The organism is Microlunatus capsulatus (assembly GCF_017876495.1).
Lineage (GTDB): Bacteria > Actinomycetota > Actinomycetes > Propionibacteriales > Propionibacteriaceae > Microlunatus > Microlunatus capsulatus.
Genome location: NZ_JAGIOB010000001.1, coordinates 4,095,088 through 4,114,872, shown reverse-complemented (window position 1 = coordinate 4,114,872; position 19,785 = coordinate 4,095,088). Strand labels below are relative to the sequence as shown.

The following is a 19,785-nucleotide window of genomic DNA, read 5'->3' as shown; positions in this document are numbered from 1 at the left end:
CCGGGGGCCTGCGGCGCTCCGGGGTCGGGTCAGCTGGCGCTCGTGGGTGGGCGGGGCCTCTTGGGGCGGATGAGGCCTTCCTGGGCGACGTCGCTGACGAGGGTGCCGTGCTGGAAGAGGCGGGCCGTCGAGAGGCCCAGGGCGCGGTTCGCCGAGGGGGAGATCTGGTCGTAGAGGAGCCACTCGTCCGCGCGGAAGGGGCGGTGGAACCACATGGCGTGGTCGATGGAGGCCGCCTGGACGTCGAGGCCGATGAGGACGCCGTGCGGGACCGTGCTGGCCGAGAGCAGGGTGAGGTCGCTGATGAAGGCCAGGGCCGCCTCGTGCAGGCGGGGGTCGTCGGGCAGGGGGGCGCTGGTGCGGACCCAGACGCGGGCCCGGGCCGGGTGCTCCGGGTCGGGCGGGAGGCCGCCGAGGCGGGAGTCGCCGACGTAGCGGGCGTCGATGGCGCCCCACTCCTCCTCCCAGGCCGCGGACGAGGCCCGGCCCGAGGCGCGGGCCAGGGCGTCGCTCAGCCGGGGGCAGTCCTCGGGGGCGGGGACGCCCTCGGGCACCGGGTCGGCGTGCTCGTAGCCCTCCTCGAGCCGGTGGAACGAGGCGGAGAGGTAGAAGATCACCTGGCCCGCCTGGCGGGCCACCACCCGGCGGGAGGAGAACGAGCCGCCGTCGCGGACCGTCTCCACGTCGTAGACGATCGGCATGTCGGTCCGGCCGGCGACGAGGAAGTACGCGTGCAGGGAGTGCACCGTCCGCTCGGCCGGGACGGTCCGGCTGGCCGCCAGCAGCGCCTGGGCCAGCACCTGGCCCCCGAACACCCGCTGCAGCCGGCTGCGCGGCTGGCGGGCGCGGTAGAGGCCGACCTCGATCTCCTCGAGGTCCAGCAGCGCGATCAGCTCGTCCACGGACTGGGGCATGCGGCGCAGCCTATCCAGGGCCGCGTGCGCCAGGATGGAGCCAGGACCGCAGACGAGGAGGACGAGATGGCGCAGTTCGGGTTCACGGGGCGACGGCGACCACCGCGGGACGACCTCCCGCCCGGCCAGTACGACGTCGGGACGGAGTGGCCGGTGCTGACGGCCGAGGTCACCCCGCAGATCGACCCGCAGCGCTGGACGATGAGCGTGGACGGCCTCGTCGAGCACCCCACGACGTGGAGCTGGGACGAGATGCACGCGCTCCCCCCGTCGGTCTACGAGGGCCCGATCCACTGCGTCACGACCTGGTCGAAGTTCGGCACGACCTTCGAGGGCGTCAGCGTCGACGTGCTGCTGGACGCCGCCGCCCCCACCGCGGAGGCCTCCCACGTGCTGGCCACCTCGACGACGGGCTACACGACCAACCTCCCGCTGGAGCACGTCCGCGGCGGGCAGGCCTGGGTGGTCTGGAGCTTCGACGGGAAGCCGCTCACCCACGACCACGGCGGTCCCGTCCGGCTGCTGGTGCCGCACCTGTACTTCTGGAAGTCGGCGAAGTGGGTGACCCGGCTGACCCTGCTCGACCACGACCAGCACGGCTTCTGGGAGCGCAACGGCTACCACGACCTCGGCGACCCCTGGCGCGAGCAGCGCTACCAGGGCGACTGAGGGTGCGCGCGCCCACCGCCGGCCCCTGGCGCTCCGCCACCGTCCGCGAGGTCGCGCACCCGCACCCGCACGGGGTGGTGCTGCGGCTGGAGGTGCCCGACCGCGTCGACCACCTGCCCGGCCAGCACTACGTGCTCCGGCTGAGGGCCGAGGACGGCTACACCGCCACCCGCTCGTACTCGCTCGCCTCGGCGCCGTCCGACCCGCTCGTCGAGCTCTACGTCGAGGAGCTGCCCGACGGGGAGGTCTCGCCCTATCTGGCGCAGGCCATCCAGCCGGGTGACCAGCTGGAGGTGCGCGGCCCCGTCGGCGGCTGGTTCGTCTGGGACGCCGACGGGCCAGCGCTGGGCCTGGCCGGCGGCAGCGGCGTCGTCCCCCTGGTGGCGATGCTGCGGCACGCCGTCGACGTCGGGCGCCCCGAGCTGCTGCGGCTGGCCGTCGCCGCCCGCACCCTGGACCGGCTCCCCTACGCCGAGGAGCTGACGGCCGCGGGGGCGCTCGTCGCGCTCTCCCAGGAGGTCAGCGCCCAGGGCCGCGCCGCCGGCCGGCTGCTGGCCGCCGAGGTGGCCCCGCTGCTGGACGACGCCGCCACCTGCTTCGTCTGCGGCTCCGCGCCCTTCGCCGCCGGGGCGAGCGACCTGCTGGTCGGGCTCGGCGTCGACGTCGGCCGGGTCCGGGTGGAGCGGTTCGGCGCGAGCGGCTGAGCGGCCCCGCTGCTGCGCCCGTCGTACCCGAGGTCTGAGCTCCACGACGGCGGCCTGAGCCTGTCGAAAGCCCTTCGACGAGCTCAGGGAACGAATGGACCCCCGCGGCCTGAGCCTGTCGAAGGCCCTTCGACGAGCTCAGGGAGCGGGGTCGGGAAGGGCGGTCTAGACGTCCTTCTCGCGGTCGGCGAGGAACTTCTCGAACTCCGCGGCGATCTCCTCGGCGCTGGGCACCGGGTCGGACTGCTGCTCGGCCCTCATCGCGTCGTACTGCTGCTCCAGGGTGGAGACCAGCTCCTGCACCTCGCCGGAGGAGGCCATCTCCCCCGCGATGTCGGCCAGGTTGCCGGCCGAGGCCTTCTCCAGCGCCTCGAGCGGGACGGCCAGCCCGGTCGCCTGGTTCAGCGAGCGCGTCAGCGTCAGCGCCGCCTCCGGGAACGCCGCCTGGGCGAGGTAGTGCGGCACGTGGGCGGCGAAGCCCATCGCCTTGCGGTCCAGCTGGCCCAGCCGGAACTCCAGCAGGCCGGTGAAGCTGGCCGGCACCTCGACCCGGTCGATCCAGCTGCGGTAGCCCTGCACCAGAGCCGGGTCGGTGGCGTGCGCGGTCAGGGTGACCGGGCGGGTGTGCGGGACGGCCATCGGGATGCCGTGCACGCTGACGGTCAGCCGGACGCCCAGCCGCTCGACGAGCTGGACCAGGGCGGCGGAGAACCGCTCCCACTGGACGTCGGGCTCGGGGCCGCTGAGCAGCAGGAAGACCTCGCCCTGCTCGTCGACGACCCGGTGCAGCCGCAGGTGCAGGTCGGCGTAGGACTTCCAGCGGTCGGTGTCGAAGATCATCGCGGGACGGCGGCTGCGGTAGTCGTGCAGCTGGTCGTGGTCGAACTCGGCGAGCACCTCGTGCTCGAGGTGCTCCAGCAGGTGCGCCGACAGCAGCCGACCCGCCTGCCCGGCGTCGACAAAGCCGTCGAGCTGGGTGATCAGCACGGGGTGGGCGTTCGCCAGGGTGGCCGCGACGGCCTCGTCCACGGTGTAGAGGTCGGCCGGGTCCATCATGGCGCCCAATCTACCCGCGCCGGCCTGACCGGGCCGTGCGCGACGCCGGGGCCGGACAGCCCGTCCGCCGCCGCCGGGCCGGGGTCAGAGACGGGCGCGGGAGGCCTTGACCGCCGACACCAGGCGCTTCTCCGACACCGGCACCTTGGTGCGGATCGGCTGCGCGAACAGCCCCACCCGGAGCTCCTCCAGCAGCCAGCCCACCTCCTCCACGTGCGCGGGCAGCGGGCCCGGCGGCACGGCGGCGCAGAGCTCGGCGTAGGCGTCCTCGCAGCGGGTGATCGTCTCCAGCGGCGCCCGGTCGCGGGCGGGGGCCGAGAGCAGCGTGTCGACGCGCGCCCGGGCCGCCTGCAGGTAGCGGGGCAGGTCCACCAGGTGCGGGTACGCCGTCGCGGCGAGGAACCCGGCGAAGACGAGGTTGGCCAGCTGCTCGCGCAGGTCGGTCGCGGCGGGCGGGCTGACGGCCTCGACCCGCGGCAGGTCGGCCAGCACCCCGCGCCACCCGGTCAGCGTCGTGGCGGCCAGCCGGACGACCTCGCGCATCCGGTCGGCGTTGTCGGCCCGCACGGTGTCGCACAGGGCGCGGAAGGCGTCCGCGTCGCGGACCACGGGGCCGCCGGCGGCGGTGGTCAGCGAGCCGACCGAGGCCAGCCGGGCGTCGGCCAGCAGGTCGGGCACCGACGGGTACGGGCTCTGGCCCAGCGCCAGCTTCTCGGCGTTGCCGAGGTGCGCCACGACCCACTTGGTCGGGTCGGGCGTGCCCAGCACCACCAGGCGGCGCAGGCCGGCCGCGTGGCTGGTCGCCTGCCGCTCCGGGGTGTCGAGGACGGCGACGCCGACCGTGGCGCCCTCGTCCACCAGCGCCGGGTAGCCGACGACGGCGTGGCCGCCCCGGCTGAGCTGGACCTGCTCGGGCAGCGGGCCGAAGTCCCACGTGGTCCGGCCCGTGCGGGTGTGCTCGGCCGCGGCCGAGGAGAGGGTCTGGCGGACCTGGCGGGCCAGCGACCGCTTGAGCTCCTCGAGGTCCTCCCCCGCGCCGAGCACCTCGGGGGCGGAGCCACCGGACCGGTCGCCGACGACGGTGAAGCGGACCCGCAGGTGCGCGGGGACCGCGGCGGGGTTCCACTCCCCCGGCGCGACGACCTCGCCGGTGAGGGCGCGGAGCGCGCGGGCCAGCGCGAGCGGCAGCGCCTCCCCCGGCCCGCCCGGGTGCTGCGCGAGCCAGCCCAGGGCGCGGGCGGCGAACTCGGGCGCGGGGACGAAGCTGCGCCGGGTCGCCTTGGGCAGCGAGCGGACCAGCTCGGTGGCCAGCTCGCCGCGCAGGCCGGGCACCTGCCAGCTGAACGGGGCCGGGTCCAGCTGGTTGAGGACGGTGACGGGGATCGCCACGGTGACGCCGTCGCGGGCGGTGCCGGGCTCGAAGACGTACTCGACGGCCAGCACGTGCTCGGTGCCCTCGCTGCCCGGCACGGTCCAGGTGTCGGGGAAGGCCTCGGCGTCGAGCTGGTCGACGGCGCCGGTGGTGAGGTCGTCGAGGGTCATGGTGAGCAGGTCCGGCGTCTCGTGCCGGGCCTTCTTCCACCAGCTGTCGAAGTGGGCGACGGAGGTGGTGCCGGCGGGCACCCGGGCGTCGTAGAAGGCGAAGATCGTGTCGTCGTCGACGACGAGGTCGCGGCGCCGCGCCCGCTCCTCCAGCGCCTCGGCCTCGGCCCGCAGCGCCTGGTTGTCCCGGTAGAAGTGGTGCCGGGTCCGCCACTGGCCCTCGACGAGCGCCGAGCGCAGGAAGATCTCCCGGGCCTCGGCCGGGTTGACCTTCCCGTAGGACACCGGCCGCCGGGCGATGACCGGGACGCCGTAGAGGCTGACGGTCTCGTACGCCTGCACCGAGCCGGCGCGCGCCGACCAGTGCGGCTCGGAGTAGCTCCGCTTGACCAGGTGCCGGCCGACGTCCTCGACCTGCTCGGCCGTGATGCCGGCGACGGTGCGGGCCCAGAGCCGTGTCGTCTCGACGATCTCGGCGGCCATCACCAGCGGCGGGGCGCTCTTGGCCACGCTCGAGCCGGGGTTGATGGCGAAGCGGGTGCCGCGGGCGCCGAGGTACTCCCGGGCCGGTGCGCGGCCCTTGCGGCGCTGGCCGGGCTTGCCGGGGTTCTCCTCGCGGACCTCGGCCAGCCCGACGTGGGAGAGCAGACCGCTGAGGGCGGCGGTGTGCACCGCCGACGGTGCGGCCGGGGTCTCGTTGCGGTGCAGGCCGATGTCCCGGCTGATCTGCTTGAGCTGGCTGTGCAGGTCCTGCCACTCCCGGATCCGCAGGAAGTGCAGGAACTCGTCGCGGCACATCCGGCGGAAGGCGTTGCCGGACAGGTCGTGCTGCGCCTGCTTGACGTGGTCCCACAGCCGCAGCAGGGCGACGAAGTCGCTGCCGTCGGGGTCGGGGCCCTCGGTGGCGGCGTCCGCGGCCGGGTCGGTGCCGGGGGCCGGGGCGGCCGCCCAGAAGCGGCGGTGCAGCGCGTCGGCGGCCTCGCGGTGCTCGGCCGGGCGCTCGCGGGGGTCCTGGATGCTCAGCCCCGAGACGATGACGAGCATCTCGCGCAGGCAGCCCTGCTCCTCGGCCGCCAGCAGCATCCGGCCCATCCGCGGGTCGACGGGCAGCACGGCGAGCCGGCGGCCGATCTCGGTGAGCGTGGCCCGGGTGCGGCTGCCGCCCTCGGCCAGGGCGCCGAGCTCCTCCAGCAGCCGGAGGCCGTCGGCGATCTGGCTGCCGTCGGGGGCCTCGACGAAGGGGAAGGCGGCGATGTCGCCCAGGCCGGCGGCCGTCATCTGCAGGATGACCGAGGCGAGGTTGGTCCGCAGGATCTCCGGCTCGGTGAACTCGGGCCGGGCCGCGAAGTCCTCCTCGTCGTAGAGCCGGATGGCCACGCCGGGCGCCACCCGGCCGCAGCGGCCGGAGCGCTGGTTGGCCGAGGCCTGCGAGATCGGCTCGATGGGCAGCCGCTGCACCTTCGTGCGCGCCGAGTAGCGCGAGATCCGGGCGGTGCCGGTGTCGACGACGTAGCGGATCCCGGGCACGGTCAGCGAGGTCTCGGCGACGTTGGTGGCCAGCACGATCCGCCGGGTGCTGCCCGCGGTGCCCTTGGTCGCCGAGCCCGGCCGCTGGAACACCTTGTGCTGCTCGGCGGCCGAGAGCCGGGCGTAGAGCGGCAGCACCTCGGTGCGGCGCAGGCCCATTCCGTTGATCACCTCGGCGGTGTCGCGGATCTCGCGCTCCCCGGACAGGAACACGAGGATGTCGCCGTCGCCGACGGTGCTCAGCTCCTTGACCGCCTCGGTGATGCCGGCGATCTGGTCGGTCTCCCCGCCCGCCTCGGGGTCCAGCAGCGGCCGGTAGCGCACCTCGACGGGGAAGGTCCGCCCCGAGACCTCGATGACCGGGGCCGGGGTCCCGTCGGCGGCCGCGAAGTGCTCGGCGAACCGTGCGGTGTCGATGGTGGCGGAGGTGACGACCAGCTTGAGGTCGCGGCGCCGGGCCAGCAGCTGCTTGAGGTAGCCGAGCAGGAAGTCGATGTTGAGGCTGCGCTCGTGGGCCTCGTCGATGATGATCGTGTCGTAGCGGCGCAGGTCGCGGTCGTGGGCGATCTCGGCCAGCAGCACGCCGTCGGTCATCACCTTCAGCCGGGTCTGCCGCGAGGCCATCCGGGTGAACCGGACCTGGTAGCCGACGAGGTCGCCGATCTCGACCTGCAGCTCCTCGGCGATCCGCTCGGCGACGGTGCGGGCGGCGATCCGGCGGGGCTGGGTGTGCCCGATCGAGGTGCGTCCCAGCTCGAGGCAGATCTTGGGGAGCTGGGTGGTCTTGCCCGAGCCGGTCTCGCCCGCCACCACGACGACCTGGTGCGCGGCGATCGTGGCCGCGATCTCGTCGTGCCAGGCGGTGATCGGAAGCGCCTCGTCGAAGGAGATCGAGGCGACGGAGGGGACCTCCGGGACAACCGTGCTGGACACCGGGTCCATGGTAGGCGCTGCCGGGACGGGGCCCGCCGGGTCGGCCACGCTCAGTGCGGCGGGTGCAGGCTCGAGTGCGGCGCCCCGAGGTGGTGCAGCAGGGCGTGCGCTGCCGCGTCGGAGAGCGTCCACCGGCTGAGCCGGCCGTCCCGCACCCGCTCGACCAGGCCGCTCTCCCGCAGCGAGATGAGGGCTTGGGTGACGGTGTTGGGCGCCAGCCCCGTCGCCGCGGCCAGCGACTTCACCGGCGAGCCCGGCGCGGCGTGGACGGCGATCAGCAGCTGCAGCCGGGTCGGGTCGGAGAAGGCCGCGAGCCGGTCGACGAGGCCTGGCAGGCCGGGCCGGGCGTCCAGCAGCGCCTCGCGCGCCACCAGCTCCGGCTCCACCACGGGTCCTCCTCCTGGCCACCGCGCGACGGCCCGACGACCTCGCGTGTCACGGCGGACACCTGTTCCGTATCGTGGCCGCGACGGGCACCCGTCCGACCTGGAACGAGGCTACGACACATGAGCCGCACCACCGCAGCGGAGCCGTCGGTCCGGCACCGGCACCCCCTGCTCAGCGCCGAGGGCCGGGCCGCGCAGCCGTTCGGCCGCCGGGTCCGGGCCGCCTTCGTCACCATCGCGGTGCTGCACGTCGTCGGGCTCGGGCTGCTCGGCTACGGCGTCGCCTCGGGCGCGGTCGGGGCGGTCACGGTCGGGGCGGCCGCCTTCGCCTACTTCCGCGGGCTGGTGCACTCCTTCGACTTCGACCACATCTCGATGATCGACAACTCCACGCGCAAGTTCGTGGCCGAGGGGCGCGACCCCGCGTCGGTCGGGCTGGCCTTCTCCCTGGGCCACTCCTCGGTGGTGGTCGCCACCGGGGTGCTCGTCATCAGCGGCGCCGGCTTCGTCCAGGTGGCCCTCGACGAGAGCAGCGGGGCCGCCCGGGTGCTCGGCATCGTCGGGCTCAGCGTCTCGGGGGTCTACCTGCTGCTGGTCGCGGTGGCCAACCTGGCCACCTTCGGCCAGGCGCTGCGGCTGCGGCGCGCGCTGCGGGCCGACCCGGGCCTGGTGCTCCCCCCGGGGGCGCTCACCCCGCGCGGCCCGGCGGCCCGGGTGATGACGGCGCCGCTGCGGCGGGTGCGGCACCCTCGGCACGTCTACGTCGTCGGCCTGCTGTTCTCCCTCGGCTTCGACACCTCCAGCCAGATCGGGCTGCTGATGGTCACCGCGGGCGCTGCGCTGGCCGGGGCGCCGGCGGCCTCGCTGCTCTGCCTGCCCTTCCTGTTCACGGCGGCCATGACGCTGGGCGACACCTCCAACGGGCTGATGATGCTGCGGCTCTACCGCAGCGCCGACGAGGACCCGGCCCGCAAGATCGACTACAACCTGCTGATCACCGGCGTGAGCATCGGCAGCGGGCTGCTCGTCGGGTCGATCGCCGTGGCGACGCTGCTGGCCGACGTGCTCGGCTGGCGCACCGCGCTGGTGGACGCCCTCGCCGCGACCGACACCACCTACGCCGGGTTCTGGCTGGCCGGGTTCTTCGCCCTGGTCGGGGTCAGCGCGCTGCTGCTCTGGCGGCGCTCCCGCGCGGGCCGGACCGTCTGAGCCCGCCCGGCCGAGCCCTGCGCAGCGGCTGGGCGGGAGCCGGGCTCAGCCCGGTCCGTCGGTCTCGCTGAAGGTCGTCCGCCCGTTCAGCTTGGTCGCCAGCTCCTCGTCGATGCCGTCGGCGACCTCGGACAGGATGGTGACGGCGTGCTGCAGGTGCTCGGGCACGAAGGGCCGGGCGAGCACCGAGAAGGTGACGAAGACCCGGTCGCGGACCAGCTGGAACTTCACCCAGCGGGCCTCGACGTTGAGGTCGTTGAGCACCTCGGCGGCCCGCGAGCGGCCGGCGACGTCGTGCACGACGGCCGCGAAGACGACGACCTCCTGGCCGTCGGGAGAGGTGCGCAGGAACAGCATCGTCGACCCGACGCGGATGGCGACGTCGCCGTCGGCGTCGCGCATCGGCGGGTGGCCGTACATCCGGGTGAGCTCGCGGTCGACGAGGGCGTCGAGCTGCTGGGCCCGGCCGACGGCGGGCGCCGGGTCCGGGGCCGGGCCGCGGAGCACCTCACCCAGCTGGTCGGGGGCGAGGAAGACGGGGTGCTGGACGCCGTAGACGTCGCGCAGGGCCGCCACCGCGAGCGCGGCGACGCGCTCGCTGCGCTCCTGCTCCTCCTCCACCCAGAAGTTCGGCGTGGGCCGCGGACCGGTGTCGCCGGGCGCCTGCCAGCCCAGGCCGGTGAGCGCCGCCGTCTGCTCCCCGCTGAGCCGGAACGCCGGGCCCAGCGTCGCGTTGCCGGCCGCCTCGCAGCGGATCCGGTCGCGGTGCTCGGCGCTGAAGCGCAGGAAGGGCGCCGGCTCCTCGCTCACCGACTCCACGCCGATGGTGAGGTCGGCGGAGTCGTCCATCACCGACACCACCTCCGCGAGCCGTGCCTGGAAGTCGGTCCAGGCCTGCTCCGTGCTCCGGTCCAGGTCGAAGTCGTCCACGTCCGCCACCACCTCCGCTCTCCGGCCGAACCTAGCGCACGCCTCCCGACGCCACTCCCGTCGCGGCGGAGCCGCGCATCAGCTCACCGCGGCGGAGCCGCGCATCAGGTCACCGCGGCGGAGCCGCGCATCAGGTCACCGCGGCGGAGCCGCGCACGAGCTCACCGCGGCAGAGCCGCGCACAGTTGACCGCGGTGGAGCCCGCGGTGCCCGCGGTGGGCGTCGTCGGTTGCCTAGGGTGGGGCGCAGCACCGCGCGGGCGGCGCGCGAGGAGGACGTCCAGCATGAGCAGGCAGCGTTGACCGGCCAGCCGTTCCCGGCCGGCGCCCCGGTGCCGGTGCGCCCGGCGGGCCCCCCGCCCGAGCTGCTCCGGCGGCGCAGCTCGGTGCTGACCCGGGTGACGATGGCCGTGCTGGGCGTCGGCGCGCTGCTGATCGCCGTCCTCGTCGTGGTGTTCGGCGGCCCCGTCGCCGCGGTGGTGACCACCCTGCTGGCGGCGGTGTCGTTCCCGCTGCTGATCTGGGTCTGCTTCTGGCTGGACCGCTACGAGCCCGAGCCGGGCCGCTACCGGCTGGCCGCCCTGGGCTGGGGCGCGGTGGTCGCGGTCGTGATCAGCTTCGTCGGCGAGCAGCTGCTGTTCCAGCTCCCCGGCACCGACTCCTTCGTCGACACCGCCGTCATCGCACCGCTCGTGGAGGAGGCCGGCAAGGGGCTGTTCCTGCTCGCCGTCGTCCTGCTGCGCCGCCAGCAGGTGCACGGCGTCCTCGACGGGCTGGTCTACGCCGCCCTGGTGGGCATCGGCTTCGCCTTCGTCGAGGACGTCCTCTACTACCTGTCCGCGCTGGTGCAGTCCGGCGGCATCGGCCTGACCGTCACCTTCATCCTGCGCGGGGTGATCAGCCCCTTCGCCCACCCGCTGTTCACCGCCGCGACCGGGCTCGGCGTCGGCCTCGCCGTCAGCACCCGGCGCCCGGTGCTGCGCTGGCTGGCCCCGGCGCTCGGCTTCGTGGTCGCCGTCGTGCTGCACGGGGTCTGGAACGGCAGCACCTACTACGGCAGCGACGGCTTCTCCACCGCCTACGGGGCGATCATGCTCCCAGCGCTGGTGGTGGTCCTGGCCGTGGCCCTGTGGGCCCGGGTCCGCGAGGGGCGGATGCTGACCGCCGCCCTGGTGCAGACGACGTCGCTGGGCTGGACCCGACCCGAGGAGATCCGGTGGGTGGCCCGGCTCGCCGACCGCGTCTCGTCCCGCGGCTACGCCCGGCAGCACGGCGGCCCGCCGGCCGCGGCGGCGATGCGGGCGTTCCAGCAGACGCTCACCGAGATCGCCTTCCTGCACCTGCGGGCGCTCGCCGGCACCGCGCCGCCCGACGTCAACCAGCGGATGCTCGGGCTGCTGCAGCACGCGCAGGCCCTGCGCCCGTGGGTGATCCTGCCGCCCACGGCCGGCCGGCCGCCGCTGCGGTGGCCGCCGACGGCGCTGCCGCCGGGAACCCTCCCGCCCCCCGCGCCCGGCGGGCCGACGGCCGGCCCCCCACCCGGGTCCCCGGCCGCGCCACCTCCCGCCGCTCCCCCGTCGGCGTACGGGCCGCCGCCCCCCGGCGGCTGGCCGGGCGTCCGCTGACCAGCGGCACCGCGCTCACCGGTCCGCGACGGCCGTGGCGCCCGCTGCGACGGGCCGGACGGCGGACGAACCTCGGGTTGGGCCTGCTGCTCCTCGGCGCCCTGGCCAGCGGGCTGCTGCTGTTCGCCGCGGGCACCCCGGCGCCCGCCACCGCGGCCCGGATCGCGCACGGGACCACGGGTCTGGGTGTGCTGGTGCTCGCCCCCTGGAAGACGGTCGTCGTGCTCCGTGCCGCCCGCGTGCACGCCGCCAGCCTCGCGCTGGTCGGCCTGCTGGCCGTGTGCCTGGCGTCCGGGGTGGTGCAGGTCCTCGGCGGCTACGGGCGGGTGCTCGGCGTCAGCCCGGTCCAGGTGCACGTCGGCTCGGCGGTGGGTCTGGTGCTGCTCGGCGCGGTGCACGTGGTCCGGCACCGGCCGCTGCGGCTGAGCCGGCGCGACGCGTCCCGGCGCCGCCTGCTGGTGTCCGGCGCCTTCGGCCTGGCCGCCGCCACGACCTGGGGTGTCGCCGAGCTCGTCGACCGCCGGCTCAGCCGGGGCGCGGCCACCCGGCTGGCGACCGGGTCGCACCGGCTGGACCCGGCCGACGTCCCGGCCACGACCTGGCTCTTCGACCGGGTCCCGGTCCTCGACCCCCGCGCGCACCGGGTGCGCGTCGACGGGACCGACGTCGACCTCGCCGCCCTGGTGGTCCGCGGCGGGCCGGTGCCGGCCCGGCTGGACTGCACGAGCGGCTGGTACGCCGACGCCACCTGGACCGGCGTGCCGCTGGCCGCCCTGCTGGACCCGGACCGGCGGGCGGCCGCCCGCAGCGTCGTGGTGACCAGCGTGACCGGCTACCGGCGCCGCTTCCCGGCCGAGGAGGCCGACCGGCTCTGGCTGGCCACCGCGGTCGAGGGCCGGCCGCTGACGCCCGGCACCGGGGCCCCGGTCCGGCTCGTCGCCCCGGGCCGGCGAGGGTTCTGGTGGGTCAAGTGGGTGGCCTCGGTCGAGCTCGACGACCGGCCCGCCGCCGCGCAGCCGCCGTTCCCGCTCCAGTAGCCGGACCGGCTCACGCTCAGGCCGCGGGCGGGATGTTCTGGTTGACCCGGAACACGTTGTCGGGGTCGTAGTGGGCCTTGACGGCGGCCAGCCGGGCGTAGTTGCCGCCGTAGCTGGCCCGGACCCGCTCCGCCCCCTCGTCCATCATCATGTTCACGTAGGCGCCGCCCGCGGAGTAGGGGTGCAGCGCCTCGAAGTAGTCGACCGACCAGCGGCGCACCGCCGGCGCGTCGGCGGGGACCGGGCCGACGCCCGCGAACACCGACCCCCAGGTCGCGTCCCGGTAGGCCCAGGCGGTGTCCGCCGGGTCGACGTCGTGGGCAGCCCCGTCCACCGGGTAGAGGTGCATCGTCGACTGCGCCGTGGGCAGCCGGCTGCCGAACGCGTGGTGGAGCGCGACGGCCTCGTCCGGGATCTCGCGGACGAAGTCGGCTCGCCAGTACCACTGCTGGCCGCGGGGGTAGATGCCGTCGAACGCCGCCTGGAGGCCGGCGTGGGGCACCGGGGCGACGCCGTGCAGCAGCGGCTCCGGCAGGCTGTCGAGGAAGGGCGCCATGGCGGCGCGGGCCTCCTCCTCCGTGCCGACGTGGGCCCAGACCACCCCGCAGACCGGGCGCAGGTGCAGCTCCTCGGGGAACGGCGAGGCCGGCGGCACCTGGGTGTAGGCGAAGAAGCCGTTGAGCGCCCGCGGGGCCGACGGGAGGAACTCCCGGTACGCCCGGAGCACCTCCTCGCTCTGCTCGACCGACCAGAAGGTGGGCCCGCCGACGAAGCGGGACACGTCGTGCAGCGCGAAGGTGAAGGAGGTGACGACGCCGAAGTTGCCGCCGCCCCCGCGCAACGCCCAGAACAGGTCGGGCTCGGAGTCAGCGCTGGCGCGGACCTCCCGGCCGTCGGCCAGCACGACGTCGGCACCCAGCAGGCTGTCGATGGTCAGCCCGAAGGCGCGGGTCAGGTGGCCGAGGCCGCCGCCCAGGGTCAGGCCGCCGACGCCGGTGGTGGAGATGATGCCGCTCGGCACGGCGAGCCCGTGCGCCCCGGTGGCCGCGTCGACCTGCCCCCAGGTGCAGCCGCCGCCGACGGTGGCGGTCCGCGCGTCCGCGTCCACCCGGAGACCGCTGAGGTCCCCGAGGTCGAGGACGATCCCGTCGTCGCAGGTCCCGAGCCCGCCGCCGTTGTGCCCGCCCCCGCGGACGGCGAGGAGCAGGCCGTCGCGCCGGGCGACGCCGACGGCGAGGGCGACGTCGGCGGCGCTCTGCGGTCTCGCCACCAGCAGGGGCGAGCGGTCGACCATGGCGTTGTAGACGCTCCTGGCGGCGTCGTAGCCCGGCTCTCCTCGGCCCACCACCGGTCCGGTGAACCCGGTCAGGTCGGCGTGGACGGCATCGGTCGCGGTCATGGGTCCCCCTCGGACTCGGAGGTGCGGAGCCGCCCCGTCTGCCGACGCTAGCGAGGTCGCCGCCACCCGGTCAGGTGCACGAACGGCCCAGCGGTCGGGCGGCGCCGACGGCTGCCCCGGTCGGCGCGCTCAGCGGCGGGACGCGCACCGCACCGGGGCGGGCCGCCACGACGTCCGGCAGAGCTCCGGCCTCGACCTGTCCGACCGGGGCCGGACCGGGCGCCGGCCCTCGACCTCCCCGTCCGCGCGGCGCGCCGCGCTAGGGTGCCGCGTGCCCGATCGCGTGTCGTCGACCGCCCCGACCGGGGCCGGGGACACCGCGGTGCCCGCGCTCCCCCGGTCGGCGCAGCTGTCCGACCTGGCCCTGGCGGTGCTGCTGACGGGTCTGTCCGCCGTGCTGCTCAAGGTGCTCTCGGCCGGCCTGGACCCGGCGGACTGGGTCTTCGTGCCCCTCGTCGTGCTGCCGCTCGCGCTCCGCCGCTCGCGGCCCCGGCTGGCCGCCGCCCTCGTCGTCGGCGCCACCCTGGTGCAGGCCGCGCTCGCGGTGCCCATCGGCTTCCACGACGCCGCCGTGCTGCTGGCGCTGGGCACGCTCGGCGGCTGGACCGACCGCCGCACCGGCCTGCTGGGGCTCGCCGCGGGCCTGCTGCTGGTCGCGGTCGGCGCCGCGCGCGGCTTCTGGGGCTACCTCGACCGGCGGCTGGGCGGGGCCGACCTCACCGCGGTGCCGGCCCTCAGCACCGCCGGCGCGGCCGTGCTCGTGGTCGCCGCCTGGGCCTTCGGCGAGCAGGCCCGACGCGCGCGCGAGGGCGACATGGCCGTCCGCCAGCGGGCCGACCAGCTGGAGCGCGAGCGCAGCCAGCTCGCCGAGCTCAGCGCCGCCGCCGAGCGCACCCGGATCGCGCGCGAGATGCACGACGTGGTGGCCCACGGCCTCACCGTGATGGTGGTCCAGGCGGACGGCGCCGCCTACACCCTGCCGCCGGACGCCGACACCGCGCGGACCGCGCTGGCCCAGATCGCGACCACGGGCCGGACGGCCCTGCAGGAGATGCGCCAGCTGCTGGGCCTGCTCCGGGCCGAGGACGCCGGCAGCGCCCCCGCGGCGCCCGCCCCCGGCCTGCAGCGGCTCGACGCCCTCGTGGCCGAGGCACGGGCCGCGGGCGCCGACGTCACCCTCGCAACCGACGGCGACCTCAGCACCCTCTCCGACCTCACCTCCCTGACCGCCTACCGGGTGGTCCAGGAGAGCTTGACCAACGCGCGGCGGCACGGCGGCCACGTCGTCGCCGTCACCCTGCGCCGCACCGACGAGGAGCTGCTCGTGAGCGTCGAGGACTCCGGCCGGAACCCGGCCGACCCCGCGACGGGCGCCCCCGCCGCGCCGTCGCCCGGCGTCGGGCTCACCGGGCTGCGCGAGCGGGTCACCGCGACCGGCGGACGCACGCGGGTGGGCCCCCTGCCCGGCGGCGGCTTCGCGGTGACGGCGTGGATGCCGGTCAGCGCCGGCGGCGCACCGGACTCCCGGGACGGGGTGGCCCGGTGATCTCGGTGTTCGTCGTCGACGACCAGGAGCTGGTGCGCGCGGGCTTCGCCATGGTCCTCGACTCCCAGCCCGACCTGCAGGTCGTCGGCCAGGCGGGCGACGGCGAGGACGCCCTGGCCCAGCTGCGCGGGCTCCCCTGCGACGTCGTGCTGATGGACGTCCGGATGCCCCGGCTGGACGGGGTGGCGACGACGGGGCGGCTGCTGGCCCGGCCCGGTCCGGTGCCGCGGGTGCTGATGCTCACCACCTTCGACCTGGACGAGTACGCCTACCGGGCGCTCCGGGCCGGGGCGTCGGGCTTCCTGCTCAAGGACTGCCCGCCGGCCGACCTGCTGGCCGCGGTGCGCAGCGTCGCACTGGGTGAGACGGTGCTCGCGCCCAGCACCACGCGCCGGCTGGTCGAGCGCTACGGCCGCACCACCACCCGCGACCCCGACGCCGTCGCCGTGGTCGCGTCGCTGAGCCCGCGCGAGCGCGAGATCCTCACCGCCATCGCCCGCGGCCGCACCAACCCCGAGATCGCCGCCGAGCTGTACCTCGCCGAGGCCACGGTGAAGACCCACGTCGGCCGGATCCTGGCCCGGGCCGGCCGCCGCGACCGGGTCGCGCTGGTGATCCTGGCCTACGCCAGCGGGCTGGTCGGCGGTCCCGCCGAGGACGGGGCGTGAGCGGGTTCCACCCGCGGGTGGAGCGGTGCGCACCCACGGGGGGACGCGCGGCACCGCGCCCGGGCGGGAGGCTCGAGCCATGACTCCTCACCGCCCCTCCCCCGCCGTCCCGGCCAGCCACCGCGTCGCCCGCACGCTGCTCGACGTCGCCCTCCGCGCGGTCGGCCTCGTCGCCGCCGTCGAGCTCCTCGCGGCCGTCTCCACGGAGTCGGACCCGCTGGCCGCCGGCCTCACGGCCTTCCTCGCGCTGTCCGCGCTCGCCTTCGCCGTCGCCCTGGTCGACGGCATGCGCCAGCGCGACCGGGTGCGCCTGGTGGCCGGCTGGGCCGGCGTCGCGGTGCTCGTCGCCGTGCTCGAGCAGGTCGTCCAGCTGCGGTCGATGGTCACCGGGCCGGGCGCCTACCCGGGTCTCGCCGAGGCCTTCGCCGACACCCGGGCGGACCTGCCCAGCTCGCTGGTGATCTTCGCCCTGCTGGTGGCGGTGCCCGCCGCCGCGGGGATCGGCCTCGGCGTGCTCATCCGCCCGGCGGCTTCCGCCCGCGGCCCGCTCGTCAGCTCCTGAGCCGACCGGCGCCCGGCGGCGCCACGACCCCGGCAACGGGCGACGGCCCGGCCCCCCGCGAGGGGACCGGGCCGTCGTCAGCGCACGGGGCGCTCGGGGTCGGGCGTCAGCTGCAGCCGCTGGTCGAGCCGCAGCCCTCGCAGACGTAGCAGGACCCGCTCGGCCGCATCTTCGTGCCGCAGGTGAGGCACAGCGGCGCGTCGACGCTGGTCCCGGTGAGCGACTCGAACAGCTCCGACGTCGTCCGGGCCGTGGACGGCGCCGGACGGGCCGCGGCCACCTCCGGCTCGTCGAGCAGGCTGGTGTCGACGTCGTCGCCCGCGTCGTTCTTGAGCGACTCGGCCTCGGTGACGTCCTCCTCCGGCAGGTAGGAGCCGGTCTCGACCTGACGGGCCCGCTCGGTGGCGGTGTAGATGCCCAGCTCGGCCCGCTCGTCGAAGGACAGGTAGTCCAGCGCCAGCCGCCGGAAGATGTAGTCCATGATCGACTGAGCCATCCGGATGTCGGAGTCGTCGGTCAGACCGGCCGGCTCGAACTTCAGGTTGGTGAACTTCTGCACGAAGGTCTCCAGCGGCACGCCGTACTGCAGGCCGATGGACACCGCGATCGAGAAGGCGTCCATCACCCCGGCCAGGGTCGAGCCCTGCTTGCCGAGCTTGAGGAAGACCTCGCCCAGGCCGTCGTCGGGGTAGGACCCCGAGGTCATGTACCCCTCGGCCCCGCCCACCGAGAACGAGGTGGTGCGGCTCGGGCGGGACTTCGGCAGCCGGTTGCGGGTGGGCCGGTAGACGATCTTCTCGACCACGGTCGGCTCGGCGGCCGGGGCCGTCTCGTCGGGCTTCGCGGCGTCGGCCTTCTTGCCGCCGTCGCTCAGCGGCTGGCCGACCTTGCAGTTGTCGCGGTAGACCGCGAGCGCCTTGAGGCCGTACTTCCAGCCCTGCAGGTAGACCTCGGCGATGTCCTCCACCGACGCGGTCTCGGGCAGGTTGACCGTCTTGGAGATGGCGCCGGAGAGGAACGGCTGCGCGGCCGCCATCATCCGGACGTGGCCCATGGGCTTGATCGCCCGGGCGCCCATCGCGGTGTCGAAGACCTCGTAGTGCTCCAGCTTCAGGCCCGGCGCGTCGATGACGTGGCCGTGCTCGGCGATGAACTCGACGATGGCCTCGACGGTCTCGGTCGCGTAGCCCATCCGGCGCAGCGCCCGCGGGATCGTCTGGTTGACGATCTGCATCGAGCCGCCGCCGACGAGCTTCTTGAACTTGACCAGCGAGAAGTCCGGCTCGATGCCGGTGGTGTCGCAGTCCATCATGAAGCCGATGGTGCCGGTCGGGGCCAGCACCGAGGCCTGGGCGTTGCGGTAGCCGTTGGACTCGCCCAGCTTGATGACGGCCTCCCACGCGCGGGTCGCGCGCTGCTGGACGTGGGTGTCCAGCGAGCCGACGGTGCGCAGCGAGTCGTTCGCCGCCTGGTGCTTGCGCATGACGCGCTTGTGGGCCGTGGCGTTCTGCGCGTAGCCGGCGTACGGGCCGACGATGGCGGCCAGCTCCGCCGAGCGGCGGTAGGAGGTGCCAGTCATCAGCGAGGTGACCGCGGCGGCGAAGGCGCGGCCGCCGTCGGAGTCGTAGCCGTGGCCGGTGGCCATCAGCAGCGCGCCGAGGTTGGCGTAGCCGATGCCCAGCTGGCGGTAGTCGCGCGTGGTCTGGCCGATCGCCTCGGTGGGGAAGTCGGCGAAGCAGATGGAGATGTCCATCGCGGTGATGATCAGCTCGACGGCCTGCTCGAACTTCTCGGCGTCGAACTGGTCGTCGTCGGTGAGGAACTTGAGCAGGTTGAGGCTGGCCAGGTTGCAGGAGGAGTTGTCCAGGCTCATGTACTCCGAGCAGGGGTTGGACGCGGTGATCCGGCCCGACTCCGGGGTGGTGTGCCAGTCGTTGATCGTGTCGTCGTACTGGATGCCCGGGTCGGCGCAGGCCCACGCGGCCTGGGCGATCTTGCCCCAGAGCTCGCGGGCGTCGACGGTCTCGATGACGCTGCCGTCGCTGCGGGCGCGCAGGCCGAAGGGCTTGCCGTCCTCGACGGCGCGCATGAACTCGTCGTTGACCCGGACCGAGTTGTTGGCGTTCTGGTACTGGACCGAGGTGATGTCCTTGCCGCCGAGGTCCATGTCGAACCCGGCGTCGCGCAGCGCGCGGATCTTGTTCTCCTCGCTCGCCTTGGTCTCGATGAACTCCTCGATGTCGGGGTGGTCGACGTCGAGGACGACCATCTTGGCCGCGCGGCGGGTGGCGCCGCCGGACTTGATGGTGCCCGCGCTGGCGTCCGCGCCGCGCATGAAGGAGACCGGGCCCGAGGCGGTGCCGCCCGAGCTCAGCAGCTCCTTCGACGAGCGGATGCGGGAGAGGTTGAGGCCGGCGCCGGAGCCGCCCTTGAAGATGAAGCCCTCCTCGCGGTACCAGTTGAGGATCGAGTCCATCGAGTCGTCGACGCTGAGGATGAAGCAGGCGCTGACCTGCTGCGGCGACTGGGTGCCGACGTTGAACCAGACGGGCGAGTTGAACGAGAAGTGCTGGTGCAGCAGCATCCAGGTGATCTCGTGCTCGAACACCTCGGCGTCGGCGGGCGTGGCGAAGTAGCCGTTCTCCTCGCCGGCCCGGCGGTAGGTGTGCACCACGCGGTCGATGAGCTGGCGCAGGCCCTGCTCGCGCTGCGGGGAGCCGAGGGCGCCGCGGAAGTACTTGGTGGTGACGATCGTGGAGGCGTTGACGCTCCAGAAGTCGGGGAACTCCACGGCCTTCTGCTCGAAGACGGTCTCGCCGGTCTTCCAGTTGGTCTGGACGACGTCACGGCGCTCCCAGACGACGTCGTCGTACGGGTGGACGCCCTCGGTGGTGAAGACGCGGTCGATGGTCAGGCCGGCGTTCTTGCCGCGGCTCGGCCGCTTCGCGTCCGGGCGTCCGTTCGCCGGACGAGCGATGTCGGTCATGTGGTGCCTTCCTCTGCTGCCCGGCGTCTCGCCGGGCGGTGCTGACGGTGGGTTCCCCCGAGTACGTGGTCCCGAGGGACCGCGGCAGCCGCG

Annotated in this window: 15 protein-coding genes; 8 read left to right on the top strand and 7 right to left on the bottom strand. The window is 74.9% G+C overall.

The window, feature by feature from the left end; translation table 11 throughout:
• Positions 1-29: 29 nt before the first annotated feature.
• Positions 30-914 carry an acyl-CoA thioesterase gene (locus JOF54_RS19105; protein ID WP_210058756.1) on the bottom strand — a complete coding sequence of 295 codons (885 nt, stop codon included), beginning with the start codon at positions 912-914 and terminating at the stop codon, positions 30-32.
• 66 nt (positions 915-980) lie between these two features.
• On the opposite strand from JOF54_RS19105, the gene JOF54_RS19100 reads away from it, so the two are divergent.
• Both JOF54_RS19100 and JOF54_RS19095 read left to right on the top strand, forming a co-directional pair.
• Positions 981-1,583: a sulfite oxidase-like oxidoreductase gene (locus JOF54_RS19100; RefSeq protein WP_210058754.1), complete on the top strand. Its 603-nt coding sequence runs from the start codon at positions 981-983 to the stop codon at positions 1,581-1,583.
• Positions 1,584-1,585: 2 nt separating this feature from the next.
• On the top strand, positions 1,586-2,287 hold the full coding sequence (locus JOF54_RS19095; RefSeq protein ID WP_307804385.1) for an FAD-binding oxidoreductase: 702 nt from the start codon (positions 1,586-1,588) through the stop codon (positions 2,285-2,287).
• A gap of 165 nt (positions 2,288-2,452) precedes the next feature.
• On the opposite strand, the gene JOF54_RS19090 is transcribed toward JOF54_RS19095, so the two are convergent.
• The 3 genes from JOF54_RS19090 to JOF54_RS19080 all read right to left on the bottom strand — a co-directional run bounded on the left by JOF54_RS19090 (position 2,453) and on the right by JOF54_RS19080 (position 7,734).
• Positions 2,453-3,343: a proteasome assembly chaperone family protein gene (locus tag JOF54_RS19090; RefSeq protein WP_210058752.1), complete on the bottom strand. Its 891-nt coding sequence runs from the start codon at positions 3,341-3,343 to the stop codon at positions 2,453-2,455.
• Positions 3,344-3,427: 84 nt separating this feature from the next.
• Complete coding sequence (gene hrpA, locus JOF54_RS19085) at positions 3,428-7,354, bottom strand: ATP-dependent RNA helicase HrpA (protein WP_210058750.1); 3,927 nt, start codon at positions 7,352-7,354, stop codon at positions 3,428-3,430.
• A 41-nt stretch (positions 7,355-7,395) separates the two neighbouring features.
• Complete coding sequence (locus JOF54_RS19080; protein WP_210058740.1) at positions 7,396-7,734, bottom strand: ArsR/SmtB family transcription factor; 339 nt, start codon at positions 7,732-7,734, stop codon at positions 7,396-7,398.
• Positions 7,735-7,851: 117 nt separating this feature from the next.
• Here JOF54_RS19080 and JOF54_RS19075 point away from each other — a divergent pair, with 117 nt between their 5' ends.
• Positions 7,852-8,940 carry a HoxN/HupN/NixA family nickel/cobalt transporter gene (locus JOF54_RS19075; protein ID WP_210058738.1) on the top strand — a complete coding sequence of 363 codons (1,089 nt, stop codon included), beginning with the start codon at positions 7,852-7,854 and terminating at the stop codon, positions 8,938-8,940.
• Positions 8,941-8,985: 45 nt separating this feature from the next.
• Here the strand turns inward: JOF54_RS19075 and JOF54_RS19070 are convergent, their stop codons facing one another.
• Positions 8,986-9,870, bottom strand: coding sequence for a T3SS (YopN, CesT) and YbjN peptide-binding chaperone 1 (locus tag JOF54_RS19070; protein WP_372443497.1), 885 nt, complete (start codon positions 9,868-9,870; stop codon positions 8,986-8,988).
• A 298-nt stretch (positions 9,871-10,168) separates the two neighbouring features.
• Here JOF54_RS19070 and JOF54_RS19065 point away from each other — a divergent pair, with 298 nt between their 5' ends.
• Entirely contained in the window at positions 10,169-11,494 is a 1,326-nt protein-coding gene (locus JOF54_RS19065) for a PrsW family intramembrane metalloprotease (RefSeq protein ID WP_210058736.1), read from the top strand.
• A gap of 77 nt (positions 11,495-11,571) precedes the next feature.
• The gene (locus JOF54_RS19060) at positions 11,572-12,531 is read left to right on the top strand and encodes a molybdopterin-dependent oxidoreductase (RefSeq protein WP_210058734.1); all 960 of its coding nucleotides are present in this window, start codon (positions 11,572-11,574) and stop codon (positions 12,529-12,531) included.
• A gap of 16 nt (positions 12,532-12,547) precedes the next feature.
• Here the strand turns inward: JOF54_RS19060 and JOF54_RS19055 are convergent, their stop codons facing one another.
• Positions 12,548-13,930, bottom strand: a complete 1,383-nt coding sequence (locus JOF54_RS19055; protein WP_210058733.1) for an FAD-binding oxidoreductase — start codon at positions 13,928-13,930, stop codon at positions 12,548-12,550.
• A 271-nt stretch (positions 13,931-14,201) separates the two neighbouring features.
• Between JOF54_RS19055 and JOF54_RS22080 the strand changes: the two genes are divergently transcribed.
• The 3 genes from JOF54_RS22080 to JOF54_RS19040 all read left to right on the top strand — a co-directional run bounded on the left by JOF54_RS22080 (position 14,202) and on the right by JOF54_RS19040 (position 16,706).
• Positions 14,202-15,476 (top strand): sensor histidine kinase, encoded by a 1,275-nt coding sequence (locus JOF54_RS22080; protein WP_210058731.1) that lies wholly within the window; start codon positions 14,202-14,204, stop codon positions 15,474-15,476.
• Positions 15,473-16,144 (top strand): response regulator transcription factor, encoded by a 672-nt coding sequence (locus JOF54_RS19045; protein WP_210058729.1) that lies wholly within the window; start codon positions 15,473-15,475, stop codon positions 16,142-16,144. The genes JOF54_RS22080 and JOF54_RS19045 overlap by 4 nt, the downstream gene beginning before the upstream one ends.
• Positions 16,145-16,223: 79 nt before the next feature.
• Complete coding sequence (locus JOF54_RS19040; RefSeq protein ID WP_210058727.1) at positions 16,224-16,706, top strand: hypothetical protein; 483 nt, start codon at positions 16,224-16,226, stop codon at positions 16,704-16,706.
• Positions 16,707-16,812: 106 nt separating this feature from the next.
• Here the strand turns inward: JOF54_RS19040 and JOF54_RS19035 are convergent, their stop codons facing one another.
• Positions 16,813-19,692, bottom strand: a complete 2,880-nt coding sequence (locus JOF54_RS19035) for a vitamin B12-dependent ribonucleotide reductase (protein WP_210058725.1) — start codon at positions 19,690-19,692, stop codon at positions 16,813-16,815.
• Positions 19,693-19,785 lie beyond the last annotated feature (93 nt).